This is a genomic window from Mycobacterium cookii (genome assembly GCF_010727945.1).
Classification (GTDB): domain Bacteria; phylum Actinomycetota; class Actinomycetes; order Mycobacteriales; family Mycobacteriaceae; genus Mycobacterium; species Mycobacterium cookii.
Map to the genome: position 1 here is coordinate 3019130 of NZ_AP022569.1, position 20440 is coordinate 3039569.

A 20440-nucleotide genomic window follows, 5' to 3' on the forward strand; every position below is an offset into this window, starting at 1 on the left:
ACGCCGCGATGCCCACCATCGATGTCGACCGCGACACCGCGCACGACGCCGCGCAGCGTGAACTCGACAAACCGATCTATCCCAAAGGGTCGATCCCGCAACGCATCCACGAATGGATTCACGAGTTGCTCTATCGGATCGTGGAACAGGGCGCCGCGCTTCCGGGTGGGTGGTTCACGGCCGGTGTGCTGCTGACCCTGCTGATCGTCGCGGTCGTCGTCACGGTCCGCATCGTGCGACGCACCATCCGCACCCGCCAGGGCAGCGACTATCAGCTCTTCGATACCGGTCAACTCAGCGCCGCCGAGCATCGTGCCGTCGCGAAACGCTTTGCCGACGAGGGCAATTGGACCGCGGCGATCCGGCACCGGTTGCGTGCGGTCGCCCGCGCGCTTGAGGAGAGCCAGATCTTGGACCCCGCACCCGGCCGGACCGCCAATGAGTTGGCCCGTGACGCCGCCGAACACCTACCCCAACTGGGCGCTGAGTTGGCCGCAGCGGCCAACTCGTTCAACGACGTGACGTACGGCGAAAGCCCCGGCACGCCCGCCGCTTACCAGACGATCGCCGACCTCGATGACCATCTGCGGTTCCGTTGGGCGCCGAGTCAATTCGGCGCCGCCCGGCAACCGTCAGCCGACCCGTGGGCCGCGGTCCGATGACGGTGGCAAACGCGCCGACAACGGTGCGACGACGACCGTGGGCGTCGATAGTGCTGGCGCTGATCGCGATCTGCGCTGTCGCCGCCGTGGGCACGTATTTCACCGCGCCGCGCCAGGGCGGGCAGATGGATCCGGAGTCGACCGGTCCGCAGGGCGCGCATGCGTTGGTCGCGCTGCTGCGCGACCGCGGGGTCACCGTCGTCGTCGCGCACAACCTCGACGACGTGCAGAGCGCCGCCCGCCCGGGCGCGCTGCTACTGTTCGCCCAGACCCAACGCGTCACCGATCAGTCGCTGCTCGAACGACTGGCCGACAGCCCAGGTGATCTCCTTCTGGTGGAACCGACGTCACATGCCCGCGCCGCCCTCGCCCCGGGCATTCGCAATTCCGGCACGCGCACGCAGAATGCCGATCCGGATTGCACGCTGCATGAGGCGAACCAGGCGGGGTCAGTGGATTTCGGTCCCGCCAACACTTTTCGCGCCGTCGACGACAGGGCGATCAGCAGTTGCTATGGCGGAGCCCTGGTCCGCTACCGGGACGGTGAGCGGCTGGTAACCGTGGTCGGCAGCGCCGAGTTCATGACCAACGGGGGCTTGTTGCGGGCCGGCAATGCCGCACTGGCGATGAATCTGGCCGGCCAGCATCCCCGGCTGGTGTGGTACGCGCCGCAGCGTCTTGAGGGTCAATCATCCAGCTCGGCAACGCTTTACGACCTGATTCCGGACAATGTCACCTGGATCGTGCTGCAACTGGCGCTGACGGTGCTGTTGCTCGCGCTGTGGAAGGGTCGCCGGATCGGTCCGCTTGTCGCCGAGCAATTGCCCGTCGTCGTTCGGGCATCGGAAACGGTCGAAGGGCATGGGCGGCTGTACCGGTCGCGCCGAGCCCGCGACCGGGCCGCGCAGGCGTTGCGGGCCGCAGCACTGCAACGGATGTTGCCCAGGCTCGGACTCGGCACGGACGCGCCGGCCCATACCATAGCGACTGCCGTCGCTCAGCGCTGCGGCATGGGCCCAGAGATGCCGCAGCACATACTTTTTGGTCCGCCGCCGAACACCGACACCGACTTGACACAGCTCGCCCGCGCGCTCGATGACATTGAAAGGCAGGTCGCACATCCATGACCCAACCGACAGAGCAGTCGGCCCGCAATGCGCTCCTGGCGCTGCGGGGCGAGATCGGCAAGGCCGTCGTCGGCCAAGAGGCGGCGATCACCGGACTGGTGGTCGCGCTGCTGTGCCGTGGTCACGTCCTGCTCGAAGGCGTTCCGGGCGTGGCGAAGACGCTGCTGGTTCGGTCGCTGGCCGCGGCACTGCGGCTGGAGTTCAAACGAGTTCAGTTCACCCCGGACCTGATGCCCGGCGACGTCACCGGATCGCTGGTCTATGACACCCGCACCGCCGCGTTCGTCTTCCGCAACGGCCCGGTGTTCACCAATCTGCTGCTGGCCGACGAGATCAACCGCACGCCCCCGAAGACCCAGGCCGCCCTGCTGGAGGCGATGGAGGAACGTCAAGTCAGCGTCGACGGCGAAGCCAGATTGCTGCCAGACCCGTTCATCGTCGCGGCCACCCAGAACCCGATCGAATACGAGGGCACGTACCAGCTGCCCGAAGCACAGCTCGACCGTTTTCTGCTGAAGCTGACGGTGCCGCTGCCGCCCCGGGACGCCGAGATCGCGATCCTGAGCCGGCACGCGCACGGTTTCGACCCGCGCGACCTGTCGGCGATCCGCCAGGTCGCCGGAACCGCCGAGTTGGCCGCGGGCCGTGACGCGGTCCGTCGGGTGCTGGTGGCCGACGAGGTGCTCGGCTACATCGTCGACATCGTCGGCGCCACCCGGCACTCGCCTGCGCTGCAGCTCGGCGTGTCTCCGCGCGGCGCAACCGCTTTGCTGGCCACGGCGCGGGCGTGGTCATGGCTGTCGGGCCGCAACTACGTCACGCCCGACGACGTCAAAGCCATGGCCCGTCCGACGCTGCGGCACCGCGTTATGCTTCGCCCGGAAGCCGAGCTGGAAGGCGCCACCACCGATGCCGTGCTCGATGGCATCCTCGCGTCGGTTCCGGTGCCACGGTAGTGGTGCTGACCGGGCGCACCGGTGTGCTCGCCCTGTTGTGCGTGCTGCCCATTGCGTTATCACCAACGCCGGCAGAGTCTTTCGTGACATTGCTGGCCGTGTTGGCGGTGGCGGTGCTCGTCGACATCGGGTTGGCGGCCAACCCGGCCCAGCTGCGATACGACCGGTTACCGAACGACTCCGTTCGCCTCGGTGAGCCGGTCAGTCTCGGTCTGCTGATCCACAACGCCGGCTGGCGCCGATTTCGCGGACTCATCCGCGATGCCTGGGCACCCAGCGCGCAGGCCGAGCCGGCGGCACATGCCGTCGACATCGCTGCCGGTCGAATGCACCGGGCCGACACCGGGTTGCGACCGGTCCGCCGCGGCGATCAGCGGTCGGCGGCCGTCACCGCCCGCTCGATCGGTCCGCTCGGGCTGGCGGGTCGGCAACGTTCGCGCCCAGTGCCCGGCCTGGTGCGGGTGCTGCCGCCGTTCCTGTCCCGTAAGCACCTGCCGTCCCGGCTGGCCAGGCTCCGCGAAATCGACGGCGTTTCACCGACTTTGACGCGAGGCCAGGGCACCGAATTCGACTCGCTGCGCGATTACGTGGTCGGCGACGACGTCCGCTCGATCGACTGGCGTGCGACGGCGCGCCGATCCGATGTGGTGGTCCGGACGTGGCGGCCGGAACGCGACCGTCGGGTCGTCATCGTGCTCGACACCGGGCGCACCGCCGCCGGGCGTGTCGGGGTGGATCCGACGGTCAGCGACCCGGGCGGTTGGCCGCGGCTGGACTGGTCGATGGACGCCGCCCTGCTGCTGGCCGCACTGGCGTCGCGGGCAGGCGACCACGTCGACTTCCTCGCCCACGACCGCGTCACCCGGGCCGGGGTATTCGGCGCTTCCCGCACCGAATTGCTGAGCCGGCTGGTGGCGGCGATGGCGCCGCTGACGCCGTCGATCATCGAATCTGATTTCACGGCAATGGTTTCCGCGATTCTTCGGCGGACCCGACGCCGAGCGCTGGTCGTCCTGATGACCGAACTGAACCCCAGCGCACTCGACGAGGGCCTACTGCCGGTGCTCCCCCAGCTGTCGGCCAAGCACCGGGTGGTCGTCGCCGCGGTCACCGATCCGCGCGTCGACCAAATGGCCGCAGGTCGTTCCGATGCGGCCGCGGTATATGACGCGGCGGCGGCCGAGCGATCCCGAAACGACCGGTGGGCCATCGCGTCCCGGCTGCGCCACAGCGGGGTTGAGGTGATCGACGCGGCGCCCACCGAGCTCGCGCCGGCGTTGGCGGACCGCTACCTCGCCATGAAAGCCAGCGGGCGGTTGTAGCTCACCGGGTCGGCACGACGTCGGGTGCGTCGGCGATGTCCCCAGTGTCGCCCGCCCGGACGGCACGGCGGCCGAAGTATCCGACGTAGGCCAAGAAGCCGGCCTCAGCCAAGATTCCGATACCGATCCGCAGAAACGTCGGTAGCGGTGACGGCGTGACGAACGCCTCGATGACACCGGACACCAGCAGCACCACGATCAAACCCACGGCGACCGAGACGACCGCGCGACCCTGCTCGGCCAGCACCTGCCCGCGCGGGCGGTCACCCGGTGCGACCACCGCCCAGCCCAGCCGCATCCCGACAGCGCCCGCCAGGAACACCGCAGTCATCTCCAGGAGGCCGTGCGGAATAAGCAGACCCAGCAGCACATCACTTTTGCCGACCGAGATCATCAGACCGGACACCACGCCGAGGTTGGCGGCATTCGCGAACAACACGAACGGAATCGGGACACCCAGCAGCACCGAGAAGGCGATGCACTTGGCAGCAACCCAGGAATTGTTCACCCACACGTGCAACCCGAACGCGGCCGCCGAATGCTCGCTGTAATACGAGGCGAAGTCGTGGTTGACCAATTCGCTTAGCTCGCTTGGTGTTCCGATGCTGGACTGCACTTCCGGGCTGCCCGCGACCCACATCGCGACCACGGCCGTGACGGCGAAGAACACCACCGCCGTCGCCAGCCACCACCGCCAGGCCCGGTAGGCCACAACCGGGAAGGACACCGTCCAGAACCGGGTGAACTCCTTCGACAGCGGCGCGTGGGCACCGGTGACCGCGGCTCGGGCGCGAGCGACCAGGCTCGAGAGGCGGCCGACCAGCGCGGAGTCGGAGGACCCGGAGCGCAGCGTCGACAGGTGCGTCGATACCCGTTGGTAGAGCTCGACGAGTTCGTCGACCTCGGCGCCGGTCAGCCGACGGCGATTTTTCACCAATTGATCGAGGCGATCCCAGGTGTCGCGGTGGGTGAGCACGAACGCGTCGACATCCACCCCCGCAAGGCTAGCCGGGTAGCGTTCGGATCATGTCGGAGGTGGTGACCGGGGACGCCGTGCTGCTCGACGTGCGCATCGCCCAGTTGCCGGTCCGCGCCGTCAGTGCCCTGATCGACATCGCCGTGATCCTCGTCGGCTACGTGATCTCGCTGGTGTTGTGGGCCGCCACACTGAGCCAGTTCGATTCGGCCGCAAGCGCGGCGATCATGGTCATCTTCACCGTGCTGGTGCTGGTCGGATACCCGTTGATTTTCGAGACGGCCACCCGCGGCCGGACACTGGGAAAGATGGCGATGGGCTTGCGCGTGGTGTCGGACGACGGCGGTCCGGAGCGCTTCCGCCAGGCGCTGTTTCGCGCGCTGGCGTCCGTCGTGGAGATCTGGTCGCTATTGGGCAGCCCGGCGGTCATCTGCAGCATGCTCTCGCCGAGAGCGAAACGGCTCGGCGACATCTTCGCCGGCACAGTGGTGATCAGCGAACGTGGCCCGAAGCTGGGTCCGCCGCCGATCATGCCGCCACACCTGGCCTGGTGGGCGGCCTCGCTTCAGCTGTCCGGGCTCAGTGCCGACCAGGCTGAGGTTGCGCGCCAGTTCCTCTCGCGGGCAAGGCAACTCGACCCCAGGGTGCGCGAGCAGATGGCGTATCGGATCGCCGGCGACGTGCTGAGCAGGGTGGCTCCGCCACCACCACCCGGCACTCCGCCGCAACTCGCGCTCGCCGCGGTGCTGGCTGAACGACACCGCCGAGAACTCGCCCGATTGCGACCGTGGCCCAACGCGTTTCCGCCGCGCTGACTATTGCTCGACGGTGACGCCAATGATCGCGATATCGGCGATCATCAGCGCCAGCGACCACACCGGAATGGCAAAACCCCATCGGCGCTTCGCGGTGAAGAACGAGACCACGACCGTAAGGGCGGCCAGCACCGGCGCGCCGTAGAACAGCACGCCGAAGCTGAGTCCCGCCGGCCCGAGGTTCGGGCACGCCTTGTCACTGCACGCTGCCGTGCTCATGACGGCGCCCAACGCCAGGACCATGACGACTCCCGCACCGACGACCGTGAGCAGGGCCATCGCCCAGTTCACCCACAACCGGAATCGAACGCCTCGATCGGGGTCGGTGGGCCCGGCGGATTCCAGGTGGCGGTCTGGAACCGCATCGACTTTCACGTCACTGTTTTCAAAGCTCATCACCCGTGTGCTACCCCGGCGACAACGGCGGCAAACCGCGCCGACAGAGATCAGCCTTGCATAACGATAGGTTCCGATATATCGTCAGACTATCGGCTGCGCACACGGCGTTGCCTTTCCAGAAACGAGAACAACCCATGAACACCCCATTTTTTGACGCGGGCAGGCCCCATGTGGGCGGCCCCTTCGCCGCCGGGCACGGACCCGTGAACTTCGGCTTCGGTCCGCACGAGCGCCACGCACTACGCGAACAGCGCCGGCAAGCCCGTCGCGAATTCCGGGACCACGTCCGTGCCCACGAGGCCGGCCATGACGGTCCGTTCGGACCCGGTTTCGGACCCGGTTTCGGGCGCGGCTTCGGTAGGGGCTTCGGTCCCGGCGGTTTCGGCCCAGGCTTCGGACCGGGCCCGCGCGGTGGACGCCGCGGCGGTCAGAGCCGGCGCGGTCGCCGCGGCGATGTCCGCGCGGCCATCCTGGTCCTGCTGGCCGAGCGCCCGATGCATGGCTACGAGATCATCCAGGAGGTTGCCGAGCGCAGCCAGGACCTGTGGAAGCCCAGCCCCGGCTCGGTCTACCCAACCCTGCAGCTGCTGGTCGACGAGGGATTGATCGTCGGCACCGAAACCGAAGGCAGCAAGAAGCTCTTCGAGTTGACCGACGCCGGCAGAGACGCCGCGGACAAGGTCGAGACCCCGCCGTGGGACGAGATCACCGACGGCGCCGACCCCGCGCATATGAACCTGCGCGCCGCGATCGGCCAGCTGTTCGGCGCAGTGGCGCAGTCCGCCCACGCCGCCAGCGCTGAGCAGCAGCAGCGCATCCTCGACATCGTCAACAATGCTCGCCGCGAGATCTACACGATCCTGGCCGAGGACGACTGATCGAACCCTTCAGCGATGGGGCCGGCACCCGTCGGCCCATCGTCTGCGTCAGGACACGTCGACCCAATCCAGCGTGCGCTGCACCGCTTTTCGCCAACCCGCGTACCCGCTCGCGCGTTCGTCGTCGCTCCACGACGGCGTCCACCGCCGTCCTTCCTGCCAGTTGGCCCGCAATTCGTCGGGGCCCGACCAGAAGCCGACCGCCAAGCCCGCGGCGTAGGCCGCACCCAGTGCCGTCGTCTCGGCCACCACCGGTCGCACCACGTCGACGCCCAGCACGTCCGCCTGGATCTGCATGCACAGGTCGTTGGCGGTGATGCCGCCGTCGACCTTCAGCACCTCGAGGCGCACGCCCGAATCGGCCTGCATCGCATCGACCACATCACGGCTCTGATAGCAGATGGACTCCAACGTCGCGCGCGCCAGATGGGCGTTGGTGTTGTACCGCGACAGCCCGACGATCGCGCCGCGGGCATCCGAACGCCAGTACGGCGCAAACAAACCCGAGAACGCCGGAACGAAGTACACCCCGCCGTTGTCGTCGACCTGGCGGGCCAGTGCTTCGCTCTGCGCCGCCCCGCTGATGATGCCGAGCTGGTCGCGCAGCCACTGCACCGCGGAACCCGTGACGGCGATCGAACCTTCAAGGGCGTACACCGGTTTGGCGTCGCCGAACTGGTAGCACACCGTGGTCAGCAGGCCGTTGCGTGACTTGACGATCTGTTCACCGGTGTTCAGCAGCAGGAAATTGCCTGTGCCGTAAGTGTTTTTGGCCTCGCCGGGTCGCAGGCAGACCTGGCCGACCATGGCCGCATGCTGGTCGCCGAGGATCCCGGTGATCGGCACCTCGCCACCGAGTGGTCCGGCCTGCGTCGTGATGCCGTAGGGCTGAGTCGGCGACGACGCCGCGATGGACGGCAGCATCTGCCGCGGGATACCGAAGAACGACAACAGCTCGTCGTCCCAGTCCAGGGTTTCCAGATCCATCAGCATGGTCCGGCTGGCGTTGGTGACGTCGGTGACGTGGACTCCGCCACGGGGTCCGCCGGTCAGGTTCCACAGCAGCCAGGTGTCCGCGGTGCCGAACACCGCGTTGCCACGTTCGGCGGCGGCCCGCACACCGTCGACGTTGTCCAGGATCCACTGCAGCTTTCCGCCGGAGAAATACGTCGCCGGCGGCAGGCCCGCCTTGTCGCGGATCACCTCGCCGCGGCCGTCGCGGTCCAGCGCCGACGCGATGCGGTCGGTGCGGGTGTCCTGCCAGACGATTGCGTTGTAGTACGGCCGGCCGGTGTGCCGGTCCCACACCAGGGTCGTCTCGCGTTGGTTGGTGATACCTAGTGCGACAACGTCTTTCGCTGAAAGATCAGTTGCGTTGAGCGCCGACATCAGCACCGCGGTGGTGCGCTCCCAGATTTCGATCGGGTTGTGCTCGACCCAGCCGGCCTGCGGCATGATCTGCTCGTGCTCCAACTGGTGGCGGCCCACCTCAGACCCGTGGCCGTCAAAAATCATGCATCGGGTGCTGGTGGTGCCCTGGTCGATCGACGCGACGAATTCCGCCAACTGCTTACCTCCCGCGATTGCGTCCAATCATGGACCACGCGGGAGGTCGCCGGTTAGAGACCGGCGAGACCGATATCGGGGGTGATGAAGTCAGCCGGGTTGAGGGAGAAGATCGGAGTCAGCGTGCCACCGACATCGTCCAGGCCGACCTGGAACAGCAACGGAACCGTGAGCAACAACTCCGACGAACCTGAACCCGGTGCGCCTGCGAACAAGTCGAGGGCGAACGGCAACGAGTTGGATGTTCCGGTGACGAAGTTGTCGATCGCGAACGTGCCGGAGTTGATGCTGAACGTGTCCGCGTAGCCGCCGATCGTGAACGGTCCCAGGGACACGATGTCGCCCGGGGCGGGGGTGCCGCCGAGGTGGCCCAACCCGATGTCCGGGCTGACGAAGTCGGCGGCATTGAACGTGTCGATTGGCGTGATCGTGCCGCCAACGTCCTGATAGCCGATTTGGGCGAGCAACGGGATCGTCAGCAGGACTTCCGAGTCGCCCGAACCCGGGGCGCCCGAATAGATGTCGACATTGAACGGATATGAGTCGAAGGACCCGGTGAGGAAATTGTCGAATCCCGACGTGGTCGTGTCGTAGGTGAAGGTGTCGGTGTACCCGTCGAGCGTGTACGGCCCGATAGTCGACAAGTCGTCGGCGTTTGCGACGGGGCTCGCGAGAAGCGCGATGAGCGGAGACACCAGGAGCGAACCCAGGGCGAGGCCGGCGGTGAGGCGGCGGCTGCTTGTCATTCGCAATCCCCTGACTCTGCTGTGAATTCCGTAAGACTAGGCTGAGATTGTTTCAGTACGGCTGCGGATGCGTCAATCCCACGTTCCGTGCCGGCACGCAAAGTCCACCCGGGTGTTGGTGCCGGGAATCTCTTGCGCGGGCGGACTCGAAGAGGTTGCATCGGCGTAGTGGGCGAAGACGTCAAGCGGACTACCTACGAACGCGTCGACCGGCAGGAGTACCGGCGCAAGGTGCAACTGTGCCTGGACGTCTTCGAGACGATGCTCGCGCAGTCCAGCTTCGATTTCGATCGCCCGCTGACCGGGATGGAGATCGAATGCAACCTGGTTGACGACGATTACCAGCCGGCGATGGCCAATCAGGACGTGCTGGCCGCTATCGCCGACCCCGCCTATCAGACCGAATTAGGCGCGTACAACATCGAATTCAACGTCCCGCCGCGGGCGTTGGGCGGCCACACCAGCGTGCAGTTGGAAGACGAGGTGCGGGCCAGCCTGAACGCCGCCGAGAGCCAGGCCAATGCCGACGGCGCCCACATCGTGATGATCGGGATCCTGCCGACGCTGATGCCCGAACATCTGGCCAGCGACTGGATGAGCCAGTCGGCCCGATACGCCGCACTCAACGAATCCATCTTCAACGCGCGCGGCGAAGACATTCACATCGACATCGACGGGCCCGAGCCGCTGGCGATGACTTCGGCGGACATCGCCCCCGAATCCGCTTGTACGAGTATGCAGTTGCACCTGCAGGTGTCACCCGACGATTTCGCCGCCAACTGGAACGCCGCGCAGGTGCTGGCCGGTCCGCAGCTGGCGCTCGGCGCCAACTCGCCGTTCTTCTTCGGCCATCAGCTGTGGGCCGAAACCCGCATCGAGTTGTTCGCGCAGTCCACGGACACCCGGCCAGACGAGTTGATCACCCAGGGCGTGCGGCCGCGGGTGTGGTTCGGCGAGCGTTGGATCACATCGATTTTCGACCTCTTCGAAGAGAACGTGCGGTACTTTCCGTCGTTGCTTCCGGAGGTGTCCGACGAGGACCCCGCCGCCGAGCTTGCGGCAGACCGTACACCGCACCTCGCCGAGCTGCGCCTGCACAATGGCACGGTGTACCGGTGGAACCGGCCGGTGTACGACGTCGTCGCCGGCAAGCCGCATCTGCGGGTGGAGAACCGCGTACTGCCGGCCGGTCCGACGGTGATCGACATGCTGGCCAACTCGGCGTTCTACTACGGCATGCTGCGCACGCTGTCTGAAGACGACCGCCCGGTCTGGACGAAAATGGAGTTCGCTGCCGCGCAACGCAATTTCATCGAGTCCGCGCGCCATGGCATGCGAGCACACCTCTATTGGCCCGGCCTGGGCACCGTGAGCACCGAGGCCTTGGTGATCGACGAACTGCTGCCGATGGCGTATGCGGGGCTGGACCGCTGGGGCGTCGCCGCCGAGGTCCGCGACCGATTGCTCGGCGTGATCGAAGGCCGTGCCCGCGCCGGCCGCAACGGCGCGGAGTGGCAGGTCTCTACCGTGCGGGCGTTGGAAAAACGCGGTCTGACCCGGCCCGCGGCGCTGGCCGAGATGCTCCGGCGGTACTGCGGCCACATGCACAGCAACGAGCCCGTCCACGGTTGGGAAGTGCCGGAGTAGGTTGGAGCACATGGCAAATGAAGTGATGGACTGGGACGGCGCATACCGCCAGGAAGCCGGCTTTGATGGCCCGCCGCCGTGGAACATCGGTGAGCCGCAGCCCGAGCTGGCCGCGCTGGCCGCAGCAGGGAAGTTCCGCAGCGACGTGCTGGACGCCGGCTGTGGTTACGCCGAACTATCGCTTGCCCTGGCCGCCGACGGCTACACCGTGCACGGCGTCGACCTCACGCCCACCGCGATCGCGGCCGCCACCAAGGCGGCCGCGGACCGCGGGCTGAGCAACGCCACCTACGAGCAGGCCGACATCACCACGTTCGGCGGTCACGACGGCCGCTTCAACACAATCGTCGACAGCACGCTGTTCCACTCGCTGCCGATCGAAGGCCGGGACGACTACCTGCGCACGGTGCACCGCGCGGCCGCCGACGGTGCCGGCTATTTCGTGCTGGTGTTCGCCAAGGGCGCGTTTCCCGCCGAATGGGAGCAGAAGCCCAACGAGGTCGACGAGGACGAGTTACGCACCGCGGTGAGCAAGCACTGGCAGGTCGACGAGATCCGCCCGGCCTTCATTCATGCCTTCATCCCGCCGGCGCCAGCAGATTCAGACGTTCCGATGCCGGAACACGACCGTGACGAGAAGGGTCGGATGAAGCTGCCGGCCTATCTGCTCAGCGCGCACAAGGCCGGCTAGACCGCGTCGGTCGCGTCGGCCAGCGCCGCGGCGAAGACCGTCAGATCTTCGGCCGTGGTGTCGACGTGCGGCGAAATGCGCAGCACCGGCCCGGTCAACTCCAGCGGAGCCCGCTCGATGCCGGCCGATGTCGTCACGATGCGGCGTTCTGCGATCAGCCAATCGCGGACTTTCCGCGGGTCGGCGCCGTCGGTTGGCGCGAGCGTGGTGATGGCGCTCGGTTCGTCGACCGGCTCGACCACCCGCCAGCCCGGCACATCGGCGAGGACAGTCCGGCTGCGGCGACCGAGCTCCGCCAGCTGAGCGCGTATCGCAGCCGGGCCCGCCGCGATGTATTCGCCGACAGCAACCGAAAACCCCACGCGTGCAGCGATATTCGCTTCGCCGAGTTCGAGTCGCTCGGCCACCGACAGCGATCCCGCCCACTCCGGCGGCGGCAGTCGCGGTTGCAGCCGCTGCACAAGGCTCGGGCGCACCGCGAGAACACCAACGCCCCGCGGGCCGGCCAACCATTTTCGCGACGACGCATAGATCGCGTCGAAGCCGCCGGCCGCGCAGTCCACCTGCCCGAGCGCCTGAGCCGCGTCGACGACGAGCGGCAGTCCCAATTCGGCACAGAGGGTTGCGATTTCGGCCAACGGCTGCACCAGCCCGCGATGGCTGGCCACCGGCGTCAGGTGCACCAGGTCCGGCGGGTCGGCCTTCAAAGCGGCCGCCGCCTCGTCGACCGCGACTCGGCCACGACTATCAGTCGGCAGCGTCCGGTGGGTGAAGCCATGCGCGGCCATCCGCGCCAGGTTCGGCCCGTATTCACCGGGCAGGCAGGCCAGCGTTCGCTCGCCGGACGGCCAACTGGACAGCAGCAGTTCCAGGGCGTGCTGCGATCCAGTGGTGAACACCACCTCGGCGTCGGGCATCCCGGCGAGCGCGGCGACGGCGGCGCGTCCGGCGTCGAGGGCAGGTGTGGCCGCTTCCGCAGCGACATATCCGCCGACCTCGGCCTCGTGCCGGGCGTGCCGCGCCGCGGCCTCCTGCGCAGCGATGCTCTGCCGCGAACACGCCGCGCTGTCCAGGTGTAGCCCGGCGACCTGCGGCCTGGCGGCCCGCCAGGCCGCAGCCAGGCTTGCGGTCATTTGACCGACAACGACAACCCGAAGTCGCCCGCGGCGTCGGTCCACCACCGGCTGTCGCGCAGCCCGGCCTGCGCCAGTTCGGCGGCCACCTTCTCGGCCCGGAACTTGCAGGACACCTCGGTCAGCATCTGTTCACCGGCGGCGAATTCGACGGCCAGGTCCAACGCCCTGATGTAAACCTTCTGAGCCTCGTCGACCTGCAGCGACATCTCCATGCGTTCTTCGTCGCTGTTCCAGATGGCGACGTGCCGGAAGGCGTCGACGTCGAAGTCGGCGTCAAGTTCACGGTTGACGACCGCCAGGACGTTGCGGTTGAACTGCGCCGTGACTCCGGCGGCGTCGTCATACGCCCGCACCAGCCTGCCGACGTCCTTGACCAGGTCGGTGCCGAGCAGCAGGCTGTCGCCCGGCCGGAGCGCCGATGCCAACGCCGCGAGAAACTCCGCCCGCACGCCGGGCTCCAGGTTGCCGATCGTCGAGCCCAGGAACACGAACAGCCGCCGTCCGCCGCCCGGGATCTCGGCCAGGTGCTTCTCGAAATCACCGCAGACAGCGGCTATTTCGATGCCGGGATACTCATCCTGAATAGCGACTGCGGCCTGCGACAAGATGCTCTCGTCGACGTCGAACGGCACGAACCTGCGCAGCGAACCGGCCTGCCGCAACGCATCCAGCAACAGCCTGGTCTTTTCCGAGGTGCCGCTGCCCAGTTCGACCAGAGTGTCGGCGCCGGTGACGGCGGCGATCTCCGCGGACCGCTCGCGCAGGATCTCCGCTTCGGCGCGGGTCGGATAGTACTCGGGCAGCCGGGTGATCTGGTCGAACAGCTCGCTGCCGACCGAATCGTAGAACCACTTGGGCGGCAATGACTTCGGCGAGCTCGTCAGACCGTCGCGCACATCGCGGCACAGCGCCTCGTACGCCGAGTCGGCGGCCAGGTGGTTCGACAACGTCAGTGTCATCAATGTCCCTTCGTTGAATTCAGTTCGGTCAACGTGACGTGTTCGGCGGTCACTTCGACGAGATGACGGTCGGGGACGTCCTGCCAACCGGGCTGGTCGTCGTAGGGCTCGCTGGCCAGCACCACGCCGTCATCGCGGCGCAGTATCGACAGGGTGTCACCCCAAGTGGTCGCAAGTAGCCGGGATCCGTTGGCGGCCATGATGTTCAGCCGGGCGTCGGGATCCTCGGCTCCGACTTCGACGATCGTCTCGCCCAGAGCGTCGAGTCCGCGGTCGAAGATCAGCGCAGCGAGAAGCGCACTGTCGCAAATCGATTCGGCTGCTGAAACGGACGGCAGCGCGTCGCGGTCGACGACACCGTTGTGCGACAGCAGCCATTGCCCGTCGGTGAACGGCGCAGTCGCGCTGGCCTCGATCGGCATTCCGACCGTCGCCGAGCGCACCGCGGCCACCACGCAGTGGCTGCGCAGCGCCGGTGCCACGGACTCGAAGGAGACGTCCCCCCATAGCGGCGAGGCGCTGCGCCATCGCCGGGGGGTGGCGCCGTCGAAGAATCCGACGCCCCAACCGTCGGCGTTCATCAACCCGTGCTTCTGCCGGCGCGGGGCGTACGACTGCACCCGAAGACCGTGCGGCGGGTCGAGCACCAATGCGGAAGCCGAGGTTTCGCGACCCAACCAGCCGAGGTGTCGGCACATCAGCGGCGGCCCTCGTCGACGGACCACGCCAACCGGACACCGGAGAAGATCTGCCGCCGATACGGGTGGTCCCAGTTGCGGAAACTGGGCCGAAGGATGGCCGATTCCACTGCCCACGAGCCGCCGCGCAGCACCCGGTAGTCGCCGCCGAAGAACGGCTGGGAGTAGCGCTGGTAGATCATCGGCGCGAAGCCCGGCCACGGCTCCAGCTCCGAGCTGGTCCATTCCCAGACGTCGCCGAGCATCTGCTCAACGCCGTAGGCTGACGCACCCTGCGGGTAGGCACCGACCGGCGCGGGCCGCAGCGCGTCCCCGCCGAGATTGGCCCGCCCCGACGACGGCTGGTCGGCTCCCCATGGATAGCGGCGCCGGGCATGTAGCTGCGGGTCCCACGCGCACGCCTTCTCCCATTCGCGTTCGGTGGGTAGCCGCGCGCCGGCCCACGCCGCATAGGCCTCGGCCTCGAAGTAGCTGACGTGCTGGACCGGCTCGTCGGCGGGGATGTCCTCGGTGTGGCCGAAACGGGTGCGGGTCTGCCCGTCGGCGTGCCAGAACTGCGGCGCGGTCAGGTCCTCGCGTCGGCGGTGCTCCCAGCCCCGGGCCGACCACCACCGCGGCCGGGCGTAGCCGCCGTCGTCGATGAACTGCCGCCATTCGCCGTTGGTGACCGGGACCCGCCCGATGCGGAACGCGGGGACATCGACGACATGCGCCGGGCGCTCGTTGTCCAACGAGAACGGCTCGTCGGTCGGGTCGACGCCCAGGACGAACGGGCCGCCGGGCACCAGAACCGACGTGCCGGCCAGGGCCGCCCGACCCGTCGGCAGCATGCGGATGTCCGGCAGCAACGCTGGGCCGTTGCGCAGATTCAGCGCCTGCAGCATCGTCTCGTCGTGCTGGTTCTCGTGGCTGACCACCAACCCGTAGACGAAGTTGCGGTCCGGTTTGTCCGGCAGCGTGTCCAGCGCGTCCAGCGCGGCCGACCGCACGGTCCGGCAGTAGGTTCGCGCCTGCTCCGGCGACAGCAGCGGCAGGTCGGCGCGGCTGGCGCGGGAGTGCACAAACGCGTCATAGAGGCTCTCGACGGCGCCGTCCAGAATCCCCGGGCGGTCCGGGTCGCCGCCGCGCAACAGCCACAGTTCTTCCTGCTGACCGATGTGCGCCAGGTCCCAGACCAGCGGACTCATCAGCGGGTCGTACTGGCGGTGCAATTCGGCGTCGTCGAAATCCACCAGTCGCAGGGTTCGCTCTCGCGCCCGGTGCAGATCTCTGACCAGCGTCTCGCGTGACGTCACGGCTCCCCTAGCGCCAACTGGCTCACCGTGGCCGCGATGCCGTTCTCGACCACCAGGTCGGCAACGTCGTCGGCGGGACAGCGACCCTGCGCCACCGCGTCGACAAGTCGCTGCATCGCCTCGGCGAGGGCTTTCGGCGCCCGCTCGGCGGCGATGGCCACGCAGCGGTTGGCCGCCGAGCGGATCCGCGGATCGTCGAGCCCGATCCGGGCTGCGGCATCCCATGCGGTGGCGACCGGTTCGACGGCTTCGGCTGCGAGCGCGGCGGCGACCGGGTCGTCGAGCAGCGTCACCAAGGTGAAGACCACCGCGGGCCAGATCGCGTTGGGGACGCTGTCCAGGTAGCGGATCTCCAGCCACTGCCGTGGCCGGACCGGCGGGAACAGCGTGGTCAGGTGGTAGTCGAGGTCGCGGCGGGTGGGCGGCCGACCGCCGAGCAACTCGCGGCCGTCGGCCCAGTCGGCAAACGGGACGCGGCGCGTGACCGGGACCGCCTCAGGGTTGTTGACCAGCATCACCGGCGCCTTGAGCGCGTAGCGGGCCCAGTCGATTCCGGGATCCTCGCCGCTCGCGGTCAGCACCGGCCCGCACCGGGCCGAGTCGAGTTGGCTCCAGACCCGTTGGCGCGTCGAACGCCAGCCGGAGAAGTTTCCGCTCAGCAACGGCGAATTGGCTGCGATCGCCACCATGGTCGGCCCCAGGGCGTGCGCCAGCCGGACTCGGTCGATCCATCCTGCGCGCGGCCCGGCGTCGAGGTTGACCTGAACCGACGCGGTCGACGTCATCATCGCCGCACCGGCGACGCCGGTGTTGCTGGCTCTGAAGAACTGTTCCATGGCCTGATACCGGTCGCCCGGGTTGATCCGCTTGGCCGGTCGCAGCGGATCAGCACCCAGCAACACCAGACCGAGGCCGGCTTCCGCGAAGGCGCTGCGGAGGACGACCTGGTCGTCGGTGATCGCGGTGATCGCCGACGTGACGCCGGACGCCGGCGGCCCGGAGAGCTCGACCGCGCCGCCGGGTTCGACGGTGACGACGCTGCCGCCCGGCATCGGCGGAAGCGATGCCAGGACGTCGGAGATCTCGTTCCACGCCGGTCGGCGGAGCGGATCACGGGGGTCGTAGCAATGCGCTTCGATCTCCAGCCCGACCCGGCCGACCGGGCCGTCGGACAGGCAGTGCTCGCTGATGCTCTGTGCTGCGGCCGATGCGCTGGTGAGTTCGCCGTCCGCCAGACACGCGGAATCCGACTGCGACGCGACGGCAAACGCCATATTCCGATCCCTTCGAGGTCGGACCGTCGGTTAGCCGCCTGGTGATTGCGCACGGCTACCCAACGATAGTCACAACGTTCCATCTTCCAGACGGCACCGACATATTCCCGAAGGTCCCGAGTGTCTATTGCCCCAGTGCGTTCTGCATGGCACCGGCCAGCACATTCACCGCCGGACCACCGTTGCCGGACTGACAGACTTTGGCTTGCAGCAGCACGTTTTCCCGCAGACGGGTCTGGGTGAAACATCGGCGGTCGGTCCCGGCCTCCTGCTTGGTCCACGCGGCGTCGGCGGCGCCCGCGGGGCCGCCGTCGAATGTCCACACCTGCGTCGCCCCGGTGTCCAGGTGCATGGCGGTCGTCTGCCCGGAGCAGCCCACGGTGCGGTCGACGACGCGGTGAAACGCGGCGCCGGCGGCCTGCGGAGTGGCGAAGACGCCGACCGCTTGCTTGACGAAGTGCGTCTGGTCGGTCGGCGACGTCTGCGAACTCGCGCCGTTGAACGACGCCAGGTCGGGATCGTTGTAGACCTCCGGCAACCCGATGTCGGCCCAGTTGTTGCAGACCGGATTGTCGACGAAGTAGTTCTGCGCGGGCTGGGCGAACGTCGACTCCTCGCGCATCGGCCCGCCGACGATGTTGCCCACCGATCCCTTGGCCTGCACCGCGTAGCTCACCACGCCGGGGTCCGATGGCTGGGCCGCCGCCGGCGGAGCGACGAAAACGGCCACCACGGCGCCGATGACCCCCGCGCCGATCCGACTATGCACCGGACTACGGGCTCGGCGGTGGTGGCGGCTCTTCCGGCCCGCCGTGATCACCGTGACCCCCGTGACCACCCGGACCACCGGGGCCCATCCCGGGACCCCACGGCCCCGGCCATCCCGGACCACCCGGCGGACCCCACGGCCCCGGCCAGCCGGGCGGACCGTCGGGTCCGCCCGGACCATCCGGACCGAACATGCCGTGATGGTGGTGATTGCCAAAATGACGACCTTCGCCGGCGAGCATGGCGCCGGAGAAGAAGACGACCGCGATCACGAACACGATTCCGGCGACGATCACGACCCACGCCGCAACCTGGTAGAGCCTGGTGTGATGTGCCGTTGGCCGTGGCGGCGGAGGTGGCGGGCCGGGAGGCAACGGGGGTTCGGGTGCTTGGGTCATGACTTGATCATGCCGAGGCGCACGCCGGCCATCAACCAAATGCGCTCGCGAGTCGCCGGCCGACTAGGACCAGAACACCCAGGCGAACTTCAGCAGGACCACCAGAATGAGCGTGATGCCGGCGATGATCGCCACCCAGGCGGCTGCCTGGTAGAGCCGCTCGGAATTAGGTGCCGGTGCGACGACGGGTGGCGGCGTGCCCGGCGACGTCGGGGTCGACGGCTCGTGAGTCTCGCTCATACCTCGCATAATGCCTCAGGTCGGCACCGACCGCGAGGGGTCCGTCGCGGGCGCACTGACCCGATACCCACGAGCGGAAGCCCGGCGCCCCCCTCGAGACGCCGGGCTGATGGTGGTAATACCGTTCCGCGGCTTACGCTTTGGTGAAATGCGCTGCCTCAGAACAGCTTACGGGCTCGCCGGTGCCGGCGACGGAGTGACGGACTCCGGCAGGTGTGACGGTCCGGGACCGCCGAAACCACCGTGTAAGGCGGCACCTTCACCGTGGTGATGCGGGCCTCCCGGCCCGCCCGGGCCGCCTGGGCCACCCGGTCCCATGAAGTGCTGCCCGTGCATACCGTGGTGATGGCAATGGTGGTGCTGGCCGATGTGCGCGATCTTGAAGCCGGCGAAGAAGACAGTCGTGACGATGAACACGATGCCCGCCACGATCACGACCCAGGCCGCGAATCGGTAGAGCCAGTACGGTTTGACCGCCACGGTCGCCGGCTCTGTGGCAACCGTGGTCGGTGTGGTTGGGGTTTCTGGTGTTTCGCTCATACCTGAGATGATCCGACCCCCGCAGCTAGATTCCGCTGGGTACAACTTATGAAACGGCTATGAACGGGGCTGCGATCGGCCTGTAGCCGGACCGTCTGAAATAACGATCGCCGATGCCTGGGTCAGCGGCTGGTGATGTGGCAAACAGTTGTGCGAGATCGGTGCTTCGGGACGCTGCTATCAAGGATGGATTCCGCTGATGTACCAGAGAAGACCGTGTTAGTTGTGGAATTCTGCGTGAGTGTCCGCTGATCACGCGGTTCCGCGGCGGCAGATCCTGCTGGCCGAGTCGACGGCCGCTCTATTGAGCGGAGTCGACCAGATCGAGCGGGCCCGAGCGGAACTGAATGCTGACGCGAAGTAGACGGATGACAACGCGAATCCAGCCGGCAATGCCACCGTGCCATCAACCTGGCTGTAGCAGAAGAGAATCGAGTTGACTATGGCTGGGCGGGTCGAAGGCAAGGTCGCGTTCATCACTGGGGCGGCCCGCGGTCAAGGCCGAGCGCATGCGGTGCGTTTGGCCCAAGAGGGTGCCGACATTATTGCCATCGACATCTGCCAGCCGATCGAGGGATTCTTGAACCCGCCGGCTACGCCGGAGAACTTGGCCGAGACCGCGGATATGGTGCGAGGCCACAACCGACGCATTGTCACAGCCGAAATCGACGTACGTGACTACGACGCCGTCAAAGCCGCAGTGGACAGCGGGGTGCAGCAGCTGGGCCGACTGGATGTCATCGTGGCCAATGCCGGTATCAGCAACGCCGGCAGCGATGACGGCGACACACTCGACAAAGTCAGCGAAAAAGACTGGCAGGACATCATCGATGTGAACCTGTCGGGCGTGTGGAAGACCGTGAAAGCCGCTGTGCCGCACATCTTGGCGGGCGGCCGCGGGGGTTCGATCGTGCTGACGAGCTCGGTCAACGGGTTCAAGGCCTACAGCAATCTCCATCTTGGTCATTACGTGGCCTCCAAACATGGTGTCGTTGGCCTCATGCGGGCGTTCGCGGTCGAACTCGGCCAGCACATGATCCGCGTCAACTCGGTGCACCCCACGTTCGTGAACACTCCGATGGTGTTAAACGAGGGACTGTACAAGCTGGTCCGTCCCGACCTGATGAATCCCGGCCCCGACGATTTGGCCCCGTTCTGCCAGACGTTCCACACGCTGCCGATCCCATGGGTGGAGGCGCACGACATCAGCAACGCGGTGCTCTTCCTCGCGTCGGACGAATCCCGCTACATCACCGGTGTCACACTGCCGATCGATGCGGGCAGCTGCCTCAAGTAATTGCGCCTCCAATGCGCCGTAATCTGCGTCGGTTGTTAACTGGGCCTTGG

Annotated in this window: 22 protein-coding genes and 1 pseudogene; 10 read left to right on the top strand and 13 right to left on the bottom strand. The window is 67.5% G+C overall.

The annotated features are described in order from the left end of the window. Positions 1-8 precede the first annotated feature (8 nt). From G6N27_RS14350 to G6N27_RS14365, 4 genes are read left to right on the top strand one after another with little or no spacing between them, the layout of a single operon-like run. A complete protein-coding gene (locus G6N27_RS14350; RefSeq protein WP_163776929.1) occupies positions 9-662 on the top strand; it encodes a DUF4129 domain-containing protein in 654 nt (217 codons plus the stop codon). Next, entirely contained in the window at positions 659-1789 is a 1131-nt protein-coding gene (locus tag G6N27_RS14355; RefSeq protein WP_163776930.1) for a DUF4350 domain-containing protein, read from the top strand. The genes G6N27_RS14350 and G6N27_RS14355 overlap by 4 nt, the downstream gene beginning before the upstream one ends. Continuing rightward, entirely contained in the window at positions 1786-2745 is a 960-nt protein-coding gene (locus tag G6N27_RS14360; protein ID WP_163776931.1) for an AAA family ATPase, read from the top strand. Before G6N27_RS14355 ends, G6N27_RS14360 begins: the two co-directional genes overlap by 4 nt. Further along, complete coding sequence (locus tag G6N27_RS14365) at positions 2745-4067, top strand: DUF58 domain-containing protein (RefSeq protein ID WP_163776932.1); 1323 nt, start codon at positions 2745-2747, stop codon at positions 4065-4067. The genes G6N27_RS14360 and G6N27_RS14365 overlap by 1 nt, the downstream gene beginning before the upstream one ends. Before the next feature lies 1 nt (position 4068). Here G6N27_RS14365 and G6N27_RS14370 read toward each other — a convergent pair whose 3' ends face one another. After that, on the bottom strand, positions 4069-5061 hold the full coding sequence (locus G6N27_RS14370) for a stage II sporulation protein M (RefSeq protein ID WP_163776933.1): 993 nt from the start codon (positions 5059-5061) through the stop codon (positions 4069-4071). A gap of 32 nt (positions 5062-5093) precedes the next feature. Between G6N27_RS14370 and G6N27_RS14375 the strand changes: the two are divergent. Further along, a pseudogene (locus tag G6N27_RS14375) lies at positions 5094-5831 on the top strand (RDD family protein); the annotation flags it as partial. A 27-nt stretch (positions 5832-5858) separates the two neighbouring features. On the opposite strand, the gene G6N27_RS14380 reads toward G6N27_RS14375, so the two are convergent. Beyond that, positions 5859-6254: a hypothetical protein gene (locus G6N27_RS14380; RefSeq protein WP_232064583.1), complete on the bottom strand. Its 396-nt coding sequence runs from the start codon at positions 6252-6254 to the stop codon at positions 5859-5861. A 137-nt stretch (positions 6255-6391) separates the two neighbouring features. On the opposite strand from G6N27_RS14380, the gene G6N27_RS14385 reads away from it, so the two are divergent. Continuing rightward, positions 6392-7135 carry a PadR family transcriptional regulator gene (locus tag G6N27_RS14385; protein ID WP_163776935.1) on the top strand — a complete coding sequence of 248 codons (744 nt, stop codon included), beginning with the start codon at positions 6392-6394 and terminating at the stop codon, positions 7133-7135. 48 nt (positions 7136-7183) lie between these two features. Here the strand turns inward: G6N27_RS14385 and glpK are convergent, their stop codons facing one another. Next, positions 7184-8650 carry a glycerol kinase GlpK gene (gene glpK, locus G6N27_RS14390; RefSeq protein WP_232065088.1) on the bottom strand — a complete coding sequence of 489 codons (1467 nt, stop codon included), beginning with the start codon at positions 8648-8650 and terminating at the stop codon, positions 7184-7186. 104 nt (positions 8651-8754) lie between these two features. Beyond that, positions 8755-9447 carry a hypothetical protein gene (locus G6N27_RS14395; RefSeq protein WP_163776937.1) on the bottom strand — a complete coding sequence of 231 codons (693 nt, stop codon included), beginning with the start codon at positions 9445-9447 and terminating at the stop codon, positions 8755-8757. A 168-nt stretch (positions 9448-9615) separates the two neighbouring features. Between G6N27_RS14395 and G6N27_RS14400 the strand changes: the two genes are divergently transcribed. Together G6N27_RS14400 and G6N27_RS14405 are read left to right on the top strand one after the other, a co-directional pair. After that, on the top strand, positions 9616-11094 hold the full coding sequence (locus tag G6N27_RS14400) for a glutamate--cysteine ligase family protein (protein WP_163776938.1): 1479 nt from the start codon (positions 9616-9618) through the stop codon (positions 11092-11094). 10 nt (positions 11095-11104) lie between these two features. Then, on the top strand, positions 11105-11785 hold the full coding sequence (locus G6N27_RS14405) for an SAM-dependent methyltransferase (protein ID WP_163776939.1): 681 nt from the start codon (positions 11105-11107) through the stop codon (positions 11783-11785). On the opposite strand, the gene egtE is transcribed toward G6N27_RS14405, so the two are convergent. From egtE to G6N27_RS14450, 9 genes are all read right to left on the bottom strand, one after another. Then, complete coding sequence (gene egtE / locus G6N27_RS14410; RefSeq protein ID WP_163776940.1) at positions 11782-12918, bottom strand: ergothioneine biosynthesis PLP-dependent enzyme EgtE; 1137 nt, start codon at positions 12916-12918, stop codon at positions 11782-11784. The genes G6N27_RS14405 and egtE overlap by 4 nt on opposite strands. Then, positions 12915-13880, bottom strand: a complete 966-nt coding sequence (egtD, locus tag G6N27_RS14415; RefSeq protein ID WP_163776941.1) for an L-histidine N(alpha)-methyltransferase — start codon at positions 13878-13880, stop codon at positions 12915-12917. The genes egtE and egtD overlap by 4 nt, the downstream gene beginning before the upstream one ends. Further along, positions 13880-14578 (bottom strand): ergothioneine biosynthesis protein EgtC, encoded by a 699-nt coding sequence (gene egtC, locus G6N27_RS14420; RefSeq protein ID WP_163776942.1) that lies wholly within the window; start codon positions 14576-14578, stop codon positions 13880-13882. Before egtC ends, egtD begins: the two co-directional genes overlap by 1 nt. Further along, complete coding sequence (gene egtB / locus G6N27_RS14425) at positions 14578-15873, bottom strand: ergothioneine biosynthesis protein EgtB (protein ID WP_163776943.1); 1296 nt, start codon at positions 15871-15873, stop codon at positions 14578-14580. Before egtB ends, egtC begins: the two co-directional genes overlap by 1 nt. After that, positions 15870-17147, bottom strand: a complete 1278-nt coding sequence (gene egtA / locus G6N27_RS14430) for an ergothioneine biosynthesis glutamate--cysteine ligase EgtA (protein ID WP_163776944.1) — start codon at positions 17145-17147, stop codon at positions 15870-15872. Before egtA ends, egtB begins: the two co-directional genes overlap by 4 nt. 124 nt (positions 17148-17271) lie before the next feature. Continuing rightward, complete coding sequence (locus tag G6N27_RS14435; RefSeq protein WP_163776945.1) at positions 17272-17916, bottom strand: sensor domain-containing protein; 645 nt, start codon at positions 17914-17916, stop codon at positions 17272-17274. Positions 17917-17920: 4 nt separating this feature from the next. Continuing rightward, a complete protein-coding gene (locus tag G6N27_RS14440) occupies positions 17921-18313 on the bottom strand; it encodes a hypothetical protein (RefSeq protein ID WP_163776946.1) in 393 nt (130 codons plus the stop codon). 63 nt (positions 18314-18376) lie between these two features. Further along, the gene (locus G6N27_RS14445; RefSeq protein WP_163776947.1) at positions 18377-18553 is read right to left on the bottom strand and encodes a hypothetical protein; all 177 of its coding nucleotides are present in this window, start codon (positions 18551-18553) and stop codon (positions 18377-18379) included. A gap of 168 nt (positions 18554-18721) precedes the next feature. Further along, positions 18722-19093, bottom strand: a complete 372-nt coding sequence (locus G6N27_RS14450) for a hypothetical protein (protein WP_163776948.1) — start codon at positions 19091-19093, stop codon at positions 18722-18724. A gap of 241 nt (positions 19094-19334) precedes the next feature. Between G6N27_RS14450 and G6N27_RS25520 the strand changes: the two genes are divergently transcribed. Next, positions 19335-19457, top strand: a complete 123-nt coding sequence (locus G6N27_RS25520; protein WP_264072855.1) for a hypothetical protein — start codon at positions 19335-19337, stop codon at positions 19455-19457. 78 nt (positions 19458-19535) lie between these two features. After that, complete coding sequence (locus G6N27_RS14455; RefSeq protein WP_163776949.1) at positions 19536-20390, top strand: mycofactocin-coupled SDR family oxidoreductase; 855 nt, start codon at positions 19536-19538, stop codon at positions 20388-20390. The last annotated feature ends 50 nt before the right edge of the window (positions 20391-20440 follow it).